This is a genomic window from Bacillus sp. FSL K6-2819 (assembly GCF_038008305.1).
Classification (GTDB): Bacteria; Bacillota; Bacilli; order Bacillales; family Bacillaceae; genus Bacillus; species Bacillus amyloliquefaciens.
In genome coordinates, this window is sequence record NZ_JBBOYV010000001.1 from 2,632,769 (window position 1) to 2,647,549 (window position 14,781).

13 protein-coding genes, 1 other RNA gene and 1 other annotated feature are annotated in these 14,781 nt (G+C 48.0%); of the genes, 2 read left to right on the forward strand and 12 right to left on the reverse strand.

Going from position 1 to position 14,781, the window contains the following annotated elements:
- Positions 1-12: 12 nt before the first annotated feature.
- The 4 genes from MHH91_RS13760 to cymR form a co-directional block, all read right to left on the reverse strand.
- Positions 13-633 (reverse strand): tetratricopeptide repeat protein, encoded by a 621-nt coding sequence (locus MHH91_RS13760; protein WP_088030693.1) that lies wholly within the window; start codon positions 631-633, stop codon positions 13-15.
- An 87-nt stretch (positions 634-720) separates the two neighbouring features.
- Entirely contained in the window at positions 721-1,836 is a 1,116-nt protein-coding gene (mnmA, locus tag MHH91_RS13765; protein WP_013353020.1) for a tRNA 2-thiouridine(34) synthase MnmA, read from the reverse strand.
- Positions 1,837-1,872: 36 nt separating this feature from the next.
- Positions 1,873-3,012, reverse strand: coding sequence for a cysteine desulfurase family protein (locus MHH91_RS13770; protein ID WP_013353021.1), 1,140 nt, complete (start codon positions 3,010-3,012; stop codon positions 1,873-1,875).
- A gap of 18 nt (positions 3,013-3,030) precedes the next feature.
- Positions 3,031-3,447 carry a cysteine metabolism transcriptional regulator CymR gene (cymR, locus tag MHH91_RS13775; protein ID WP_013353022.1) on the reverse strand — a complete coding sequence of 139 codons (417 nt, stop codon included), beginning with the start codon at positions 3,445-3,447 and terminating at the stop codon, positions 3,031-3,033.
- Positions 3,448-3,641: 194 nt separating this feature from the next.
- Here cymR and MHH91_RS13780 point away from each other — a divergent pair, with 194 nt between their 5' ends.
- The gene (locus MHH91_RS13780; RefSeq protein WP_013353023.1) at positions 3,642-4,910 is read left to right on the forward strand and encodes a replication-associated recombination protein A; all 1,269 of its coding nucleotides are present in this window, start codon (positions 3,642-3,644) and stop codon (positions 4,908-4,910) included.
- 117 nt (positions 4,911-5,027) lie between these two features.
- Here the strand turns inward: MHH91_RS13780 and MHH91_RS13785 are convergent, their stop codons facing one another.
- From MHH91_RS13785 to MHH91_RS13805, 5 genes are all read right to left on the reverse strand, one after another.
- The gene (locus tag MHH91_RS13785; protein ID WP_013353024.1) at positions 5,028-5,792 is read right to left on the reverse strand and encodes a tRNA threonylcarbamoyladenosine dehydratase; all 765 of its coding nucleotides are present in this window, start codon (positions 5,790-5,792) and stop codon (positions 5,028-5,030) included.
- A gap of 71 nt (positions 5,793-5,863) precedes the next feature.
- A non-coding RNA gene (ssrS, locus tag MHH91_RS13790) (6S RNA) lies at positions 5,864-6,056 on the reverse strand.
- A 62-nt stretch (positions 6,057-6,118) separates the two neighbouring features.
- The gene (aspS, locus tag MHH91_RS13795; RefSeq protein WP_013353025.1) at positions 6,119-7,897 is read right to left on the reverse strand and encodes an aspartate--tRNA ligase; all 1,779 of its coding nucleotides are present in this window, start codon (positions 7,895-7,897) and stop codon (positions 6,119-6,121) included.
- A 14-nt stretch (positions 7,898-7,911) separates the two neighbouring features.
- Positions 7,912-9,186 carry a histidine--tRNA ligase gene (hisS, locus tag MHH91_RS13800; RefSeq protein WP_013353026.1) on the reverse strand — a complete coding sequence of 425 codons (1,275 nt, stop codon included), beginning with the start codon at positions 9,184-9,186 and terminating at the stop codon, positions 7,912-7,914.
- A gap of 74 nt (positions 9,187-9,260) precedes the next feature.
- Positions 9,261-9,505 (reverse strand) — a binding site (T-box leader).
- 60 nt (positions 9,506-9,565) lie between these two features.
- Entirely contained in the window at positions 9,566-9,736 is a 171-nt protein-coding gene (locus MHH91_RS13805) for a YrzK family protein (RefSeq protein ID WP_014470770.1), read from the reverse strand.
- A 130-nt stretch (positions 9,737-9,866) separates the two neighbouring features.
- Here MHH91_RS13805 and MHH91_RS13810 point away from each other — a divergent pair, with 130 nt between their 5' ends.
- Entirely contained in the window at positions 9,867-11,420 is a 1,554-nt protein-coding gene (locus tag MHH91_RS13810) for an SH3 domain-containing protein (RefSeq protein WP_014470771.1), read from the forward strand.
- Positions 11,421-11,448: 28 nt separating this feature from the next.
- Here MHH91_RS13810 and dtd read toward each other — a convergent pair whose 3' ends face one another.
- From dtd to MHH91_RS13825, 3 genes are all read right to left on the reverse strand, one after another.
- The gene (dtd, locus tag MHH91_RS13815) at positions 11,449-11,892 is read right to left on the reverse strand and encodes a D-aminoacyl-tRNA deacylase (protein WP_014472138.1); all 444 of its coding nucleotides are present in this window, start codon (positions 11,890-11,892) and stop codon (positions 11,449-11,451) included.
- A gap of 12 nt (positions 11,893-11,904) precedes the next feature.
- Positions 11,905-14,109 (reverse strand): GTP diphosphokinase, encoded by a 2,205-nt coding sequence (relA, locus tag MHH91_RS13820; RefSeq protein WP_014472139.1) that lies wholly within the window; start codon positions 14,107-14,109, stop codon positions 11,905-11,907.
- A gap of 158 nt (positions 14,110-14,267) precedes the next feature.
- Positions 14,268-14,780, reverse strand: coding sequence for an adenine phosphoribosyltransferase (locus MHH91_RS13825; protein ID WP_013353031.1), 513 nt, complete (start codon positions 14,778-14,780; stop codon positions 14,268-14,270).
- Position 14,781 lies beyond the last annotated feature (1 nt).

Genomic DNA, 14,781 nt, shown 5'->3' on the forward strand with positions numbered 1-14,781 from the left:
TCCCTCCTTCCGTTATGACTGGGTGATAAGCTGTTTTGCATGAAGCGCAAGCATATGATCAGGCTGTATGCCGATTGCGCCTTCAAGCATCTCAAGCGCCTTTTCACGATTTTCTTTGTAGGCGTAAGCGACTCCGGCATTATAAAATGCGTCCGCGTGGCTTGGGTCCTGCTCGATCACCGTCTCAAACTGCGCCAATGCTTCATCCAGCATGTCTTCGTTTGCGAGACACATTCCGAACTGGAACCGCGCTTCCGTATCGTTTTCGTTCAATTCAACGGCCCGCTGCAAATACGGCAGCGCAAGCTTCGGCTGCTCTAATTTAACGAGAACGGTTCCCAGCATATAAAACAAGTCTCCGTTTTCCATACCGGAGCGAAGCGCTTTTTCAAACATATCCTTCGCTTCAGAAAACGATTCCTTCATCACATATACGTTTCCCGCTCCGTAATAAGCGGCTGCCGCTGAATTGTCCAATTCAAGCGCTCTGTTGTAAAAAGCAAGCGCGCGTTCGAGTTCGTTTACAGAAGAAAGCAGGTTCGCAAAGTTGATATACGGCACCGGATCTTGGCCGTTTTCCTCAATCGCTTTCGTAAAAGCCTCTGCCGCTTTTTCAAAATCGCCCTCCTGCATGGCGTCGATTCCGATTTTATTATAATCCATTTTTAACTTCCTTTCGCTAAAAAACCTCAACATGCGAGTTGAGGTTTTTTACATGTGTTATACGTACCACAATTTTGTTCCGTCTTTATAAACGTCATCAATCGTTCCGCCGCCGAGGCACTCTTCTCCGTCATAAAAAACGACGGCTTGTCCCGGCGTTACAGCACGGACCTGCCCGTCAAAAATGATTTCCGCTTCGTCAGCACCCGTCATTTTCACCGTAACTTTGTGATCTTCCTGACGGTAGCGGAATTTCGCCGTGCATGTCATTTCGCCGCCGTCCATCAAACCCGGACGCGTCCAGCTGATATTTGTCGCCGTAATTTTATCAGAATACAGAAGCGGGTTATGGAATCCCTGATCAACATACAGAATGTTTTTTTCAAGATCTTTACCGACGGCGAACCACGGCTCGCCGCTTCCGCCGATTCCAAGACCGTGGCGCTGTCCGATCGTATAATACATCAGTCCGTCATGACGGCCTTTTACTTCCCCGTCCATTGTCATCATATCGCCCGGCTGAGCAGGGAGATATTGGCTGAGAAACGTTTTGAAGTTGCGTTCGCCGATAAAGCAGATTCCCGTGCTGTCTTTTTTCGCCGCTGTCGCAAGTTCTGCTTCTTTGGCAATTTCCCGCACGCGGCTTTTTTGCAGATCACCGATCGGGAACATGACTTTACTGAGCTGTTCCTGATTGAGCTGATTCAGAAAATAAGTCTGATCCTTGTTTTCATCCAGGCCGCGAAGCATGCGCACTGTATCTCCGCTTCGGTCCACGCGGGCGTAATGGCCTGTCGCGAGGTAATCCGCGCCGAGTGATAAAGCATGATCCAAGAAAGCCTTAAACTTAATTTCTTTATTGCACATGACATCCGGATTTGGAGTTCTTCCGGCTTTATATTCATCAAGGAAATATTGAAATACCTTTTCCCAGTATTGCTTTTCAAAATTGACGGCATAATACGGGATTCCGATCTGGTTGCAGACCCGGATGACGTCTTCATAATCTTCCGTCGCCGTGCAAAATCCGTTTTCGTCCGTATCATCCCAGTTTTTCATAAAGATTCCGATTACATCGTAGCCCTGCTCCTTCAGCAGAAGGGCCGCCACGGAAGAGTCCACGCCGCCGGACATGCCGACTACGACTCTTGTATCCTCCGGCCGTTTTTCCATTTGCATTCACTCCATTAAAAACGTAAGTCCGCCGTTTTAAGCAAGCCGTTTGACGACGGCGGCAAGCTTTTCGGCGGCTGTTTCGATTTGTTCCGCCGTATTGCCGAGGCCGAAGCTGAGGCGGATTGACGAGGTCAGCCTGCCGCTCTCACTTCCGAACATGGCCGTAAGAACATGAGACGGAAGAACGGACCCCGCCGTACACGCAGATCCGCTTGAGACGGCAATGCCTTCCATATCAAGATTGACCAGCAGCGATTCCACCGGCACACCGGGAAAGTAAAGGTTTAAAATATGCGGCAGGCAGTTCTCGGCATCTCCGTTCACCTCCGCTGTGACGCCGGCTTTTTCCAGCGTGCTCATGATGATGTTTTTAAACTCCTTAAACATCGCTGTTTTCTCTTCCCGCTCACGGTTTGAAAGAACGACCGCTTCCTTTAAGCCGGCAATGCCCGGTACATTTTCCGTACCCGCGCGCCGCTTTCGTTCCTGCTCGCCCCCGAGAAGAATCGGTGACAGCTTCACCTCTTGATTTACATATAAAAAGCCTGTCCCTTTTGGCCCGTTAAGCTTGTGACCGGAAACAGACAGCATGTCAATTCTGCTTTTTTTCACATCGATCGGTATATAACCGAATGCCTGGACGGCATCTGTGTGAAAATAGGCCTGATGCCCGCTTAACAGCTCTCCGATTTCGTCAATCGGCTGAATGGTTCCGACTTCGTTATTGCCATACATGACGGTAACAAGGATTGTATCATCACGGAGCGCTTCTTTCACCTGATTTGCACTGATCCGTCCTGAAGGGCCCGGGATGAGGTATGTCACCTCAAAACCGTCTTCTTCCAGCTTTTCGCAGGCGTGTAATACGGCATGATGCTCAATAGCGGTCGTGATAATGTGTTTCCCTTCATTCTTCCGGGCGGCAGCCGTGCCGAGAATCGCTAAATTATCAGCCTCCGTGCCGCCGCTTGTGAAAATGATTTCCTGTTCTTTCGCACTGATTTCACGCGCGATGTCCGCTCTCGCTTCGTCGACCCATTTCCGGGACTCTCTTCCGAATGAATGAATGCTTGACGGATTGCCGAAGCTGCCGAAGAAATGAGGCTTCATTTTTTCGAGCACACGCTCATCCATCGGGGAAGTCGCGGCGTGATCTAAATAAATCCGTTCCATTGTCTTTACACCTCTGGTTTAAATATAGAACATATAAGCTTCCTGCTCGCCGTCCGTGTAGCTCGCAAGGTCTTCTAACGTCGTACTGTCCAGCACGTCTTTTACGGCGTCGCGGATGCGGATCCATAACTCCCGCTTGGCAGGCTCTTCATCCTCAAGCACTTCTACCGGGCTGATCGGCCCTTCCAGCACTCTGATAATATCTCCGGCCGTTATCTCTTCAGGCTGGCCGCCGAGCACATAACCGCCGTAAGCGCCTCTGATGCTTTTTACGAGTCCCGCGTTTCTGAGCGGTGATACAAGCTGTTCCAAGTAATGCTCAGAGAGGCTGTTTGTTTGGGCGATGCTTTTGAGCGACGTCGGACCTTCTCCGTGCTTTTTCGCCAATTCAATCATAATGGTGAGCCCGTATCTTCCCTTTGTCGATATTTTCAATATGAACACCCCAGTCAATTCTAATTGTTAATTTATACAAGTAAATGGATATGAATAATCAGTTTAGTATCTTATAGACCAACTGTTATTATAACATAACTTATCCTAATTTTCATTGAAACACGGGGCCCGCCGCAATTCGCTTTTCTAATCGGCCGTTTTCCGTTACCCTGTATATGTAAGGAGAGATGTTCATGAAACCATTGGCGTATCGGATGCGGCCTGCCAATATCGAAGACATTATCGGCCAGGAACATTTGGTCAAAGAAGATAAAATCATCGGCAGAATGGTGCGCGCAAAGCACCTATCATCCATGATCCTGTACGGACCGCCAGGCATCGGAAAAACGTCCATCGCCACAGCGATCGCAGGATCGACAAGCATCGCATTCAGAAAATTGAATGCCGTCATTCATAATAAAAAAGACATGGAAATTGTCGTACAGGAAGCGAAAATGTCAGGTCAGGTCATCTTAATACTTGATGAAGTGCACAGGCTTGATAAGGGGAAGCAGGATTTTCTCCTGCCCTATTTAGAAAACGGCATGATTATTTTAATCGGCGCGACGACCGCCAATCCTTATCATGCCATTAACCCGGCCATCAGAAGCCGTACCCAGATATTCGAACTCGAACCGTTAACACCGGATCTGATCAAGCAGGCATTGAGAAGAGCGCTCACAGATGAACACCGGGGACTCGGTTCCTACAGCGTTTCGGTGGACGACGAAGCGATGGATCATTTCGCGCAAGGGTGTGGAGGAGACGTCCGTTCCGCTTTGAACGCACTGGAGCTTGCCGTGCTTTCCACAAAGGAATCAAGTGACGGCACGATCCGCATTACGCGGGAAACAGCGGAAGAATGTCTGCAGAAAAAAAGCTATACCCATGATAAAGACGGAGATGCGCATTATGACGTCTTATCCGCATTCCAAAAATCAATCCGCGGCTCAGACGCAAACGCCGCACTTCATTATTTAGCCCGACTGATCGAAGCCGGCGATCTTGAAAGCATTTCAAGAAGACTTCTCGTAATCGCCTATGAAGATATCGGCCTTGCAAGCCCGCAGGCAGGCCCCCGGGTGCTGAGCGCGATTCAGACCGCAGAGCGGATCGGCTTTCCCGAAGCGAGAATTCCGCTGGCGAATGCGGTAATCGAATTATGCCTTTCGCCAAAATCAAACTCCGCCATCTCAGCCGTTGATGAAGCGCTCAAAGATATCAGATCGGGTAAAATCGGCGATGTGCCGAAACATTTAAAAGACGCCCACTATAAAGGAGCCCAAGAGCTCGGACGCGGAATCGGCTATCAATATCCTCACGATTTCGAAAACGGATGGGTCGAACAGCAATATTTGCCTGAACCGTTAAAAAACAAACAATACTATAAACCGAAACAAACGGGGAAATTTGAAGCCGCCATAAAGCAAGTGTATGAAAAACTGCTGAAACAGAAAAAATAATCGGACAAGGACACCCAATGTGTTCTTGTCTTTTTTTTATACCGGCCGGCCATTCGTGTGAACGGCGGCTTTATTCAAATAAAAAACAGCCTTTCCTGAAGAAGGCTGTTTTTCTTTTTATTTATCTTTGACCCGTTTAATGTCAATATCCTTTAAGAGCTCCATAATGACATGTCCGCCCATAATCAGACCGGCCACTGACGGAACCCAGGCGTTGGAAGACGGCGGCATTTGCGCTTTGCGGATTTTCGCTTCGTCATTCCCGACTTCTTTTCTGACATCTTCACGGATGACGATCGGGCTTTCATCAGAAAAAATGACCTGAACGCCTTTTTTAATGCCCTCTTTGCGAAGCCTAGTACGGACGACTTTGGCAATCGGATCAGTATGGGTTTTTGAAATATCAGCAATCTGAAAGCGTGTCGGGTCTGTTTTATTCGCCGCTCCCATGCTTGAAATCAGCGGCACATTCCGTTTCAGACATTCTTTCATCAGATGAATTTTATAATGTATCGTATCCGACGCGTCAATGACGTAATCGAGCGGATACTCAAAGAACTGCTCATACGTCTCTTCCGTATAAAACATTTTCAAGGCGACGACGTCACAATCCGGATTTATATCTGCGATCCGCGCTTTCATCAAGTCCGTTTTCGGCTGCCCCACCGTTGACAAGAGAGCATGCAGCTGGCGGTTTACGTTTGTAATGTCAACATCATCTTTATCGACAAGCACGATCCGTCCCACTCCGGACCTCGCCAATGCTTCGGCTGCGAATGAACCGACTCCGCCGACGCCGAGAACGGCCACCGTGCTGTTTTTTAACGTGTCCAGCCCTTCTTTTCCAATCGCTAGCTCATTTCTGGAAAACTGATGTAACAAGAACCTCACTCCACATTCTGGTTTTATAAACTCGGCTTGTCAAAAAGCCGCTGGTTTTAACGCACAAAAAATAAAGTCCCAATTGTGCCGTTGCAGCTTTCCTTCGTTTTGAACCCGCTCTCAGCAGGTGGGTGCCCTTTTTTAAACTTTGTAAGTCCCCTTTACCGAATGAAAAGAGGCATGTACGCCATTTAAAAATACGGGCTCCCAAATCAAAAAAATGTTCGGTCAAAACTAGGTGTACAACTAACACATCAGGACTTTATTTAACTTGTCAAAATCATATCACAGCAGTTTTTGATTTTCAAGAAACAAACTGCTGATCTTTACTGTTTCACTTTTCTTTTGACAGAAAGGTGAAGTTCTTCAAGCTGGGCGTCGCTCACTTCGCCGGGCGCTTCCGTAAGAAGACAGCTTGCGCTTGCCGTTTTCGGGAAAGCGATCGTATCTCTTAAGTTTGTGCGGCCCGCAAGAAGCATAACCAAACGGTCTAAGCCGAGCGCAATTCCGCCGTGCGGAGGAGCGCCGTATTCAAAAGCTTCGAGAAGGTATCCAAACTCCTCCTCCGCTTCTTCTTTTGTAAAGCCGAGAAGCCCGAACATTTTTTCCTGAACGTCTTTCTCAAAAATACGGATTGAGCCTCCGCCGAGTTCATAGCCGTTTAAGACAAGGTCGTAAGCCTGCGCTTTCATATCCTCAGGCGCCGTTTCAATCAGGTCAAGATCTTCACGGACAGGCATTGTAAACGGATGGTGAGCCGCATAGAAACGGCCTTCTTCCTCGTCATGCTCCAGTAACGGCCAGTCCACAACCCACAGGAAGTTGAAGAGGCTTTCGTCAATCAGGCCGCGTTCTTTACCGAGCTTTAAGCGAAGCGCGCCGAGGGATTGGGCCACAACCTCAAACTTATCAGCGCCGAACAGGAGCAGGTCGCCTTCAGAAGCATCAAGCGCTTCTGCCAGTTTTGCCTGCTTCTCATTATCAAAGAATTTCGCGATCGGACCTTTTACGCCGTCAGCTTCAACTTTGACCCAAGCGAGACCTTTCGCGCCGTAATTTCCGGCAAAAACGCCGAGCGCATCAATATCTTTTCTGGAGTAGTCGCCGGCAGCGCCTTTGACATTGATCGCTTTTACAACACCGCCGTTGGCAACGGCTGATGAGAACACTTTAAACTCAGTATCTTTCACAATGTCTGATACGTCCGTCAGCAGCATGCCGAAGCGTGTGTCAGGCTTGTCGGAGCCGTAGCTGTTCATCGCTTCTTCATATGTCATTCGCGGAAGCGGCAGCGATACTTCGACGCCTTTTGTTTCGAGCATGACTTTCGCCATCATCTTTTCGGCCAGAGCCATGATGTCTTCTTGACTCATAAAGGACATTTCGATATCGATCTGCGTAAATTCCGGCTGGCGGTCGGCACGCAGGTCTTCATCGCGGAAACAGCGGGCCACTTGATAATACCGTTCAAAGCCCGACACCATCAGAAGCTGTTTAAAAATCTGCGGCGATTGCGGAAGAGCGTAAAATTCCCCTTCATGCACCCGGCTCGGCACTAAGTAATCACGGGCGCCTTCCGGAGAGCTTTTCGTTAAAATCGGTGTTTCAATATCAAGAAATCCGTTTTCATCCAAGAAATGGCGGATGGATTTTGTGACTTGATGGCGCATTTGCAATGTTTGAAACATCGCCGGGCGGCGCAAATCCAAATAGCGGTGTTTTAACCGGACGTCTTCAGAAACGTCAGCCGCTTGGTCACTGATCGGAAACGGCGGCGTTTTCGCCGTGCTGAGCACCGTCACTGCTTCAGCTTTGATTTCAATTTTACCGGTTTTCAGGTTGGGATTCACCGTGCCTTCTTCACGGGCAGAAACCGTGCCTTCAATATCAAGCACATATTCATTTCTGATTGCTTCTGCCGCGGCAAGGGCTTCTTTCGAGACGTCAGGATTGAACACGACTTGCACAATACCCGAACGGTCGCGCAAATCAATAAAAATCAAGCCGCCGAGATCGCGCCGTTTCTGCACCCATCCTTTCAGTTTGACGGTTTCGCCAATCGCTTTTTCAGTTATTTCGCCACAATAATAGGTTCTTCCAAACATAGCGTTCCTCTCCTTCACTGCTTTTGATCTGCCTTTAACACTTGTATCAGCTCGTCTAACACCACTTCACGCTGCTCTCCTGTTTCCGCATCTTTTACATTGATTTTATTTTGGGCGAGTTCATCTTCCCCTAAAATCGCAATAAAGCGTGCGCCGAGACGGTCAGCCGTTTTGAATTGGCCCTTCATTTTTTTGTTTTCATAATCGATTTCACTTGAGATGCCAGCTTCTCTCAGTTTGTACACGAGAGAAACGGAATAATCCTTCGCTTTTTCTCCGAGCGTCACGATGTAGCAGTCAATCCCCTGATTGACAGGAAGCTCTGTTTTCTCAGCGTCAATGGCTGCCAGCAGACGTTCGATGCTCATCGCAAATCCGATACCCGGCGCTTCCGGTCCGCCGATCTGTTCGACAAGCCCGTCATAGCGGCCGCCTCCGGCAAGGGTTGTAATCGCTCCGAAGCCTTCCGCATTGCTCATGATTTCAAAAGCGGTATGGTTGTAGTAATCAAGCCCTCTCACAAGGTTCGGATCAATTTCAAACGGAATGCCGAGCGCCGTGATGTACTGCTGCACCTTTTGGAAATATGCGGCTGATTCTTCATTTAAGTAATCAAGAATTGACGGAGCCGTTTTCATCAGCTCATGCTCTCTGTCTTTTTTGCAATCAAGAATTCTGAGCGGGTTTGTGTGCAGCCGCGACTGGCAGTCTGAGCAAAATTCTCCGATACGCGGTTCAAAATGTTTGACGAGCGCTTCCCGGTAGGCTTTGCGGCTGTCCTGGTCGCCCAGGCTGTTCAGAACAAGCTTGACATTTTTCAAACCGGCTTTACGGTAAATACTCATTGCAAGCGCGATGACTTCTGCATCCACGGCCGGATCTTTGGAGCCGATCGCTTCAATTCCGAATTGATAGAATTGACGGAAGCGTCCCGTCTGCGGACGTTCGTAACGGAACATCGGTCCGACATAATACAGCTTCGTCGGCTGCACCGGATTTGCAAATAATTTATTTTCATTGAACGCGCGGACTGCAGCGGCCGTTCCTTCCGGCCGAAGCGTCAGGCTTCTCCCTTTACGGTCTTCAAAAGTGTACATTTCTTTCTGTACGATATCTGTAGACTCACCGACGCCTCTTGCGAATAATTCCGTATGTTCGAAGATCGGCGTGCGGATTTCTTTATATTGATAAGTGCGGCACGTCTCTCTCATAATTTGTTCGACGAACTGCCATCTGTCTGATTCACCCGGCAGTATGTCCTGTGTGCCTCTTGGAATGTGATATGCCATGTTACAGGCCTCCTTAATGTCTTTCTTCATTAAAACATGAAATAAAAAAACTCCCGCCCCTACTATACATGTATAGTAGGGACGAGAGTTATACCCGTGGTGCCACCCTAGTTGGAATGCCGAAGCATCCCCGCTCTGACCGTTAACGCAGGTTCACGTCCGCTGCCTAATGACTGATGCCCTTTTCCGGCAAAGCGTTCAGCAGGGAACCTCCGGAGTGTTGTTTCGAGAAAGATGCAGTGCGGATCCGCTTTCAGCCTGGGACGGTTCCTCTCTTCTCCATGCATTCTGACCTACTCTTCTCCATTATCGGTTCAAAATCGTTATCATGACTTATGTACATCAATTTCTATTATAATAATGGGATTGCACGCCCCTGTCAAGTTTTATTCCGTCTGTTTTTCCTTGCGACCGCTTCTTTCGATAAGAGACCGAACTCCGTTGCCGTCTCTTCAAGAAAACCGTCCTTCTCTCTATCGCTCTGATCACTGAAGTGAAGATTTCCTTCCGCATCGTGCAGCGCGCGTCCCATTTTTGGTTGAAATTTCATGATTTGCACACCTTTTCGCTGTATTTATGACTAGTATAAACAAACTATTTTATTTTTATTTAACATTCAGCAAGGAAAATGCGATATTATACAAGAATGTATTTTAGTTAGTTCAGAAAGGAGGACAGCCATGAGTAAGAGAACTCTTGTTCTTATTTTATGCGGCGTCATCATCACAGCGCTTCTTCCGTCATTCCACACCGCAGTCGCCGCAGAGGGAGAAGCGGTCATCGCGACAGACAAGATCAATGTCAGAGGCGGTCCCGGCCTGAGCTACGAAATTAAGGCTGAAGTAAAAAAAGGGGAAAGATACCCCATCCTCAAGGAAGAGGGAGACTGGGTGCAGCTTCAGCTGAGCCCCGGTAAAACCGGATGGGTCGTTTCCTGGCTGATATCAAAAACAGCCGGAGGAGCAGACAATGCATCCGCAAAAAGCGGAACGGTCACTTCCACTGACCCTGACCTCCGCATCAGAAAAGGCCCGGGGACATCATATGAAGTCATCGGCAAGTTTCCGCAAGGCGCACATGCATCCATGCTGGACAAGAACAGCGGATGGGTGAACATTTCTTATCAAGGCACAACCGGATGGGTTTCTTCCGAATACGTCACCGCGGACAGCGGCGGATCGGATACGAAAGCAAATTCGTCCCAAAGCGGTTCAAAGAACGGGACCGTCGGCGTTTCTTCATTGAATGTCAGAAGTGCAGCGTCACATGATTCAGCCATTATGACTAAATTATCACGCGGAACAAAGGTTTCCATCTTAAGCGAAGATCACGGCTGGCTGAAAATTGAAGCAAACGGGCAAAGAGGCTGGGCAGCAAGCCACTACATCATAAAGGATTCTGACTCATCGGACAGCGCGGCCGGTTCGGGAGACAGCTCAGACACCTCGAAAAAAGCGTATATCGTTTACGGCGGCACCAACTTAAGGAGCTCAGCCTCGACTTCCGCTTCTATCGTAAAAAGAGCGGATAAAGGCGCAGCCTATCCGATTGTCGGCTCAAGCGGCAAATGGTATGAAGTCCGGCTAGAAAACGGACAAACAGCATATGTGGCAAACTGGGTCGTGCAAACGTCTAAAAGCGGTGAAGAAACAGGAGAAGCACCTTCTCCCAACACGTCAGGCGGCAGCGGCTCACTTAAAAATAAAACGATCGTCGTTGATCCCGGACACGGAGGTAAAGACAGCGGAACGATCGGCTACTCCGGAAAGTTTGAAAAAAACGTAACGATTAAAACCGCTAAGCTGCTGGCCGGGAAATTGAGAGCGGCCGGTGCAAACGTGTATATCACAAGGCAGGATGATACATTTATCAGCCTGCAGGCCAGGGTTTCAACCTCCCATTACAGGAATGCGGATGCCTTTATCAGCATCCACTATGACAGCTATGCCGATACGTCAACAAGAGGAAGCACCGCTTATTATTACAGTCCGTCTAAGGACCGGCAGCTTGCCTCAGACGTCCATTCTGAAGTAGTGAAGCGTTCGCCTATCCCCGATCGCGGCGTACTGTTTGGAGATTATTACGTCCTGAGAGAAAATAAACGGCCTGCCATGCTGTATGAGCTCGGCTATCTCAGTCAACCGCAAGAAGAAACAATCATACATAGCGGCTCTTACCAGGAAAAAGTGACAGACGGAATTGAAAGCGGATTGGAACATTATTTTCAATCATAAAAAAAAAGCTGCCAAACGGCAGCTTTTTTTATTGTTTAGAATCCATAATCAATGTAATGGGCCCGGAATTTGTCAGCTGAACATCCATCATGGCCCCGAATATTCCGGTTTCCACTTTGACTCCTTTTTCCCGAAGAAGTTCGTTCCACTTTTCATAAAGGAGCAGAGCCTGATCCGGTTTCGCCGCATTCATAAAATTCGGGCGTCTCCCTTTCTTCGTTTCGCCGTAAAGCGTAAACTGGGAAACTGATAAAATCTCTCCGCCCGTATCCAAAAGCGATAAATTCATCTTGCCGCTCTCGTCATCAAAAATCCGGAGATTCACGATTTTATCGGCCAAGTAGGCGGCATCTTCCTCTGTATCTTCATGAGTGACGCCGACAAGCGCCATAATGCCGGGTCCGATCCGGCCGGCGACAGCGCCGTCAACTGTCACACTTGCATCTGTTACACGCTGAACAACTAATTTCATAGCAAGCTCCTTTTAGTTCATTACCCGGCGGACTGAATATATGTCTCTGATCTGCTTAATCCGCTCGACCACTTTGTGCAGATGATTGATGTTTTGAATAAAAATCGCCATATGAATCGTAGCGACTTTATTGCGGTCGGATTTGCCCGAGACAGACGAGATGTTGGTTTTCGTTTCGTTTACGGCCTGAAGCACTTCATTTAACAGCCCGAGACGGTCATACCCCAGAATCTCAATCTCAACGTTATATTCTTTGCGTCTTTGAACTTGTGATTCATGCTCCCATTCAACAGGGATCAATCGTTCCTGCGCTTCATTCGTTTTTACGTTCGGACAGTCATCACGGTGAACGGATACACCGCGCCCTTTTGTAATAAAACCGACAATATGATCGCCTGGCACCGGGTTGCAGCATTTCGACAAACGGACGAGAAGGTTGTCGATGCCTTTCACGCGCACACCCGCTTCCCGTTTTCTCCCTTGCGGATACTGTTTCGGCTCGGAAGTGACTTCCTGAACGATTTTTTCCTGCTCTTCCTGATCACGCAGCTTCCGTTCTTTTTCGGTGAGCCTGTTTGCCACCTGCAAAGCGGTAATCCCGTTATACCCGACCGCCGCGTACATATCCTCTTCATTTGAGAAATTGAACTTGTCGGCAACCTTTTGAAGGTTTTCGAGCGTTAAAACTTCCTTCACTTCAAAATCAAGATTTTTAATTTCTTTTTCGACCAGCTCACGGCCTTTTTCGACATTTTCTTCACGGCGCTGTTTCTTGAAGAATTGGCGGATTTTGTGTTTCGCCTGTGACGTCTGTGCGAGTTTGATCCAGTCTTGACTCGGACCGTATGAATGCTTGGACGTCAGGATTTCGACAATGTCGCCCGTCCGGAGCTTATGGTCAAGCGTCACCATTTTCCCGTTCACTTTCGCTCCGATGGTTTTGTTGCCGATCTCGGAGTGAATCCTGTAGGAAAAATCAATCGGTACAGAGCCTGACGGCAGTTCAATGACATCGCCTTTTGGCGTAAATACGTATACCATGTCAGAAAATAAATCGATTTTCAGCGATTCCATAAATTCTTCCGCATCGGTAGATTCGTTTTGGAATTCCAGAATTTCGCGGAACCAGGACAGTTTTTTCTCAAATGTCGCTTCTTCGTTTGCAGCCTTGCCTTCTTTATATGCCCAGTGTGCAGCCACCCCGTATTCAGCGATCTCATGCATCTCAAACGTTCTGATCTGCACTTCCAGCGGATCGCCTTTAGGCCCGATTACTGTCGTATGCAGGGACTGATACATATTCGGCTTAGGCATCGCAATATAATCTTTGAATCTGCCCGGCATCGGCTTCCAGCACGTATGAATAATGCCGAGTACGGCGTAGCAGTCTTTAATGCTTCCGACAAGAATACGGACGGCGAGCAGATCATATATTTCATTAAACTGTTTATTTTGCAGCGCCATCTTGCGGTAAATGCTGTAGATGTGCTTCGGACGGCCTGAAAAGTCCGCTTTGATATTCACTTCTTCGACGCGTTTTTTCACTTCATTGACAACCTCATCGACATAAAGTTCGCGTTCCGCGCGCTTTTTCTTCATGAGGTTAACGATTCTGTAATATTGCTGAGGATTCAAATAACGGAGAGCGGTGTCTTCAAGCTCCCATTTGATTTTAGAAATCCCGAGCCGATGGGCCAGCGGAGCGAAAATTTCCAGCGTCTCATTTGAAATTCTCCGCTGCTTTTCCTGCGGAAGATGCTTTAACGTCCGCATATTATGAAGGCGATCCGCCAGCTTGATCAATATGACTCTGATATCCTGAGCCATAGCGACAAACATTTTTCGATGGTTTTCCGCCTGCTGCTCCTCTTGAGATTTATACTTAATTTTACCGAGCTTCGTTACACCGTCGACAAGCATCGCCACTTCTTCAGAAAATGCTTCCTTCAGGTCATCGAGGGTGACATCCGTGTCCTCGACCACGTCATGCAGAAATCCGCCCGCAATCGTGGAAGGGTCCATTTCCAGATCGACGAGGATTCCCGCCACCTGAATCGGATGAATGATGTACGGCTCACCTGATTTGCGATACTGTTCGCGATGCGCGTCTTGCGCATACAGATAAGCTTTCTCAACAAACGCAATCTGCTCCTCCGGCAGATAAGTGCGCGCTTTATCTATTACTTGCTCGGCAGTCAATACTTGTTCGTTCGCCATGGAATCACCTTTTTTAAATGTAAACTGTATTAGTTTATTATCAAGAAAAAAACGAGAGATGTAAAGGGCAGAAGTTCAAAACACCTAAAGAATCTGTCAGGATGATGAAATAATAGGAAAAAAGCACCCTGACACGAGTGCTTTTTTCCATATGCGGTTTAATATTTCATTAGTGTTAAAATATCGTAATCGTCAAGCTTTGCTCTGCCGTCAAGGTAAGAAAGCTCAATTAAAAACGCAATACCGGCTACGACGCCGCCAAGCTCTTCCACAAGCTTAATCGTTGCTTCGATCGTTCCGCCTGTTGCCAATAAGTCATCAGTAATCAGAACGCGCTGTCCCGGCAGGATCGCATCTTTATGAATGGTCAGTACGTCTTTGCCGTACTCCAAACCGTAATCGACTTTAATGACCTCACGCGGAAGTTTTCCTTCTTTCCGAACCGGCGCAAAGCCGACTCCGAGCGCATATGCGACCGGACAGCCGATAATGAAGCCGCGCGCTTCGGGCCCGACAACTAAATCAATTTCTTTTTCTTTTGCATATTCAACAATTTGGTCAGTCGCGTAACGGTATACGTCGCCCTTGTCCATCAATGTCGTAATATCTTTAAATTGCACGCCTTCTTTCGGGTAATCGGGCACAATTGTTACGTATTTTTTAAGATCCATC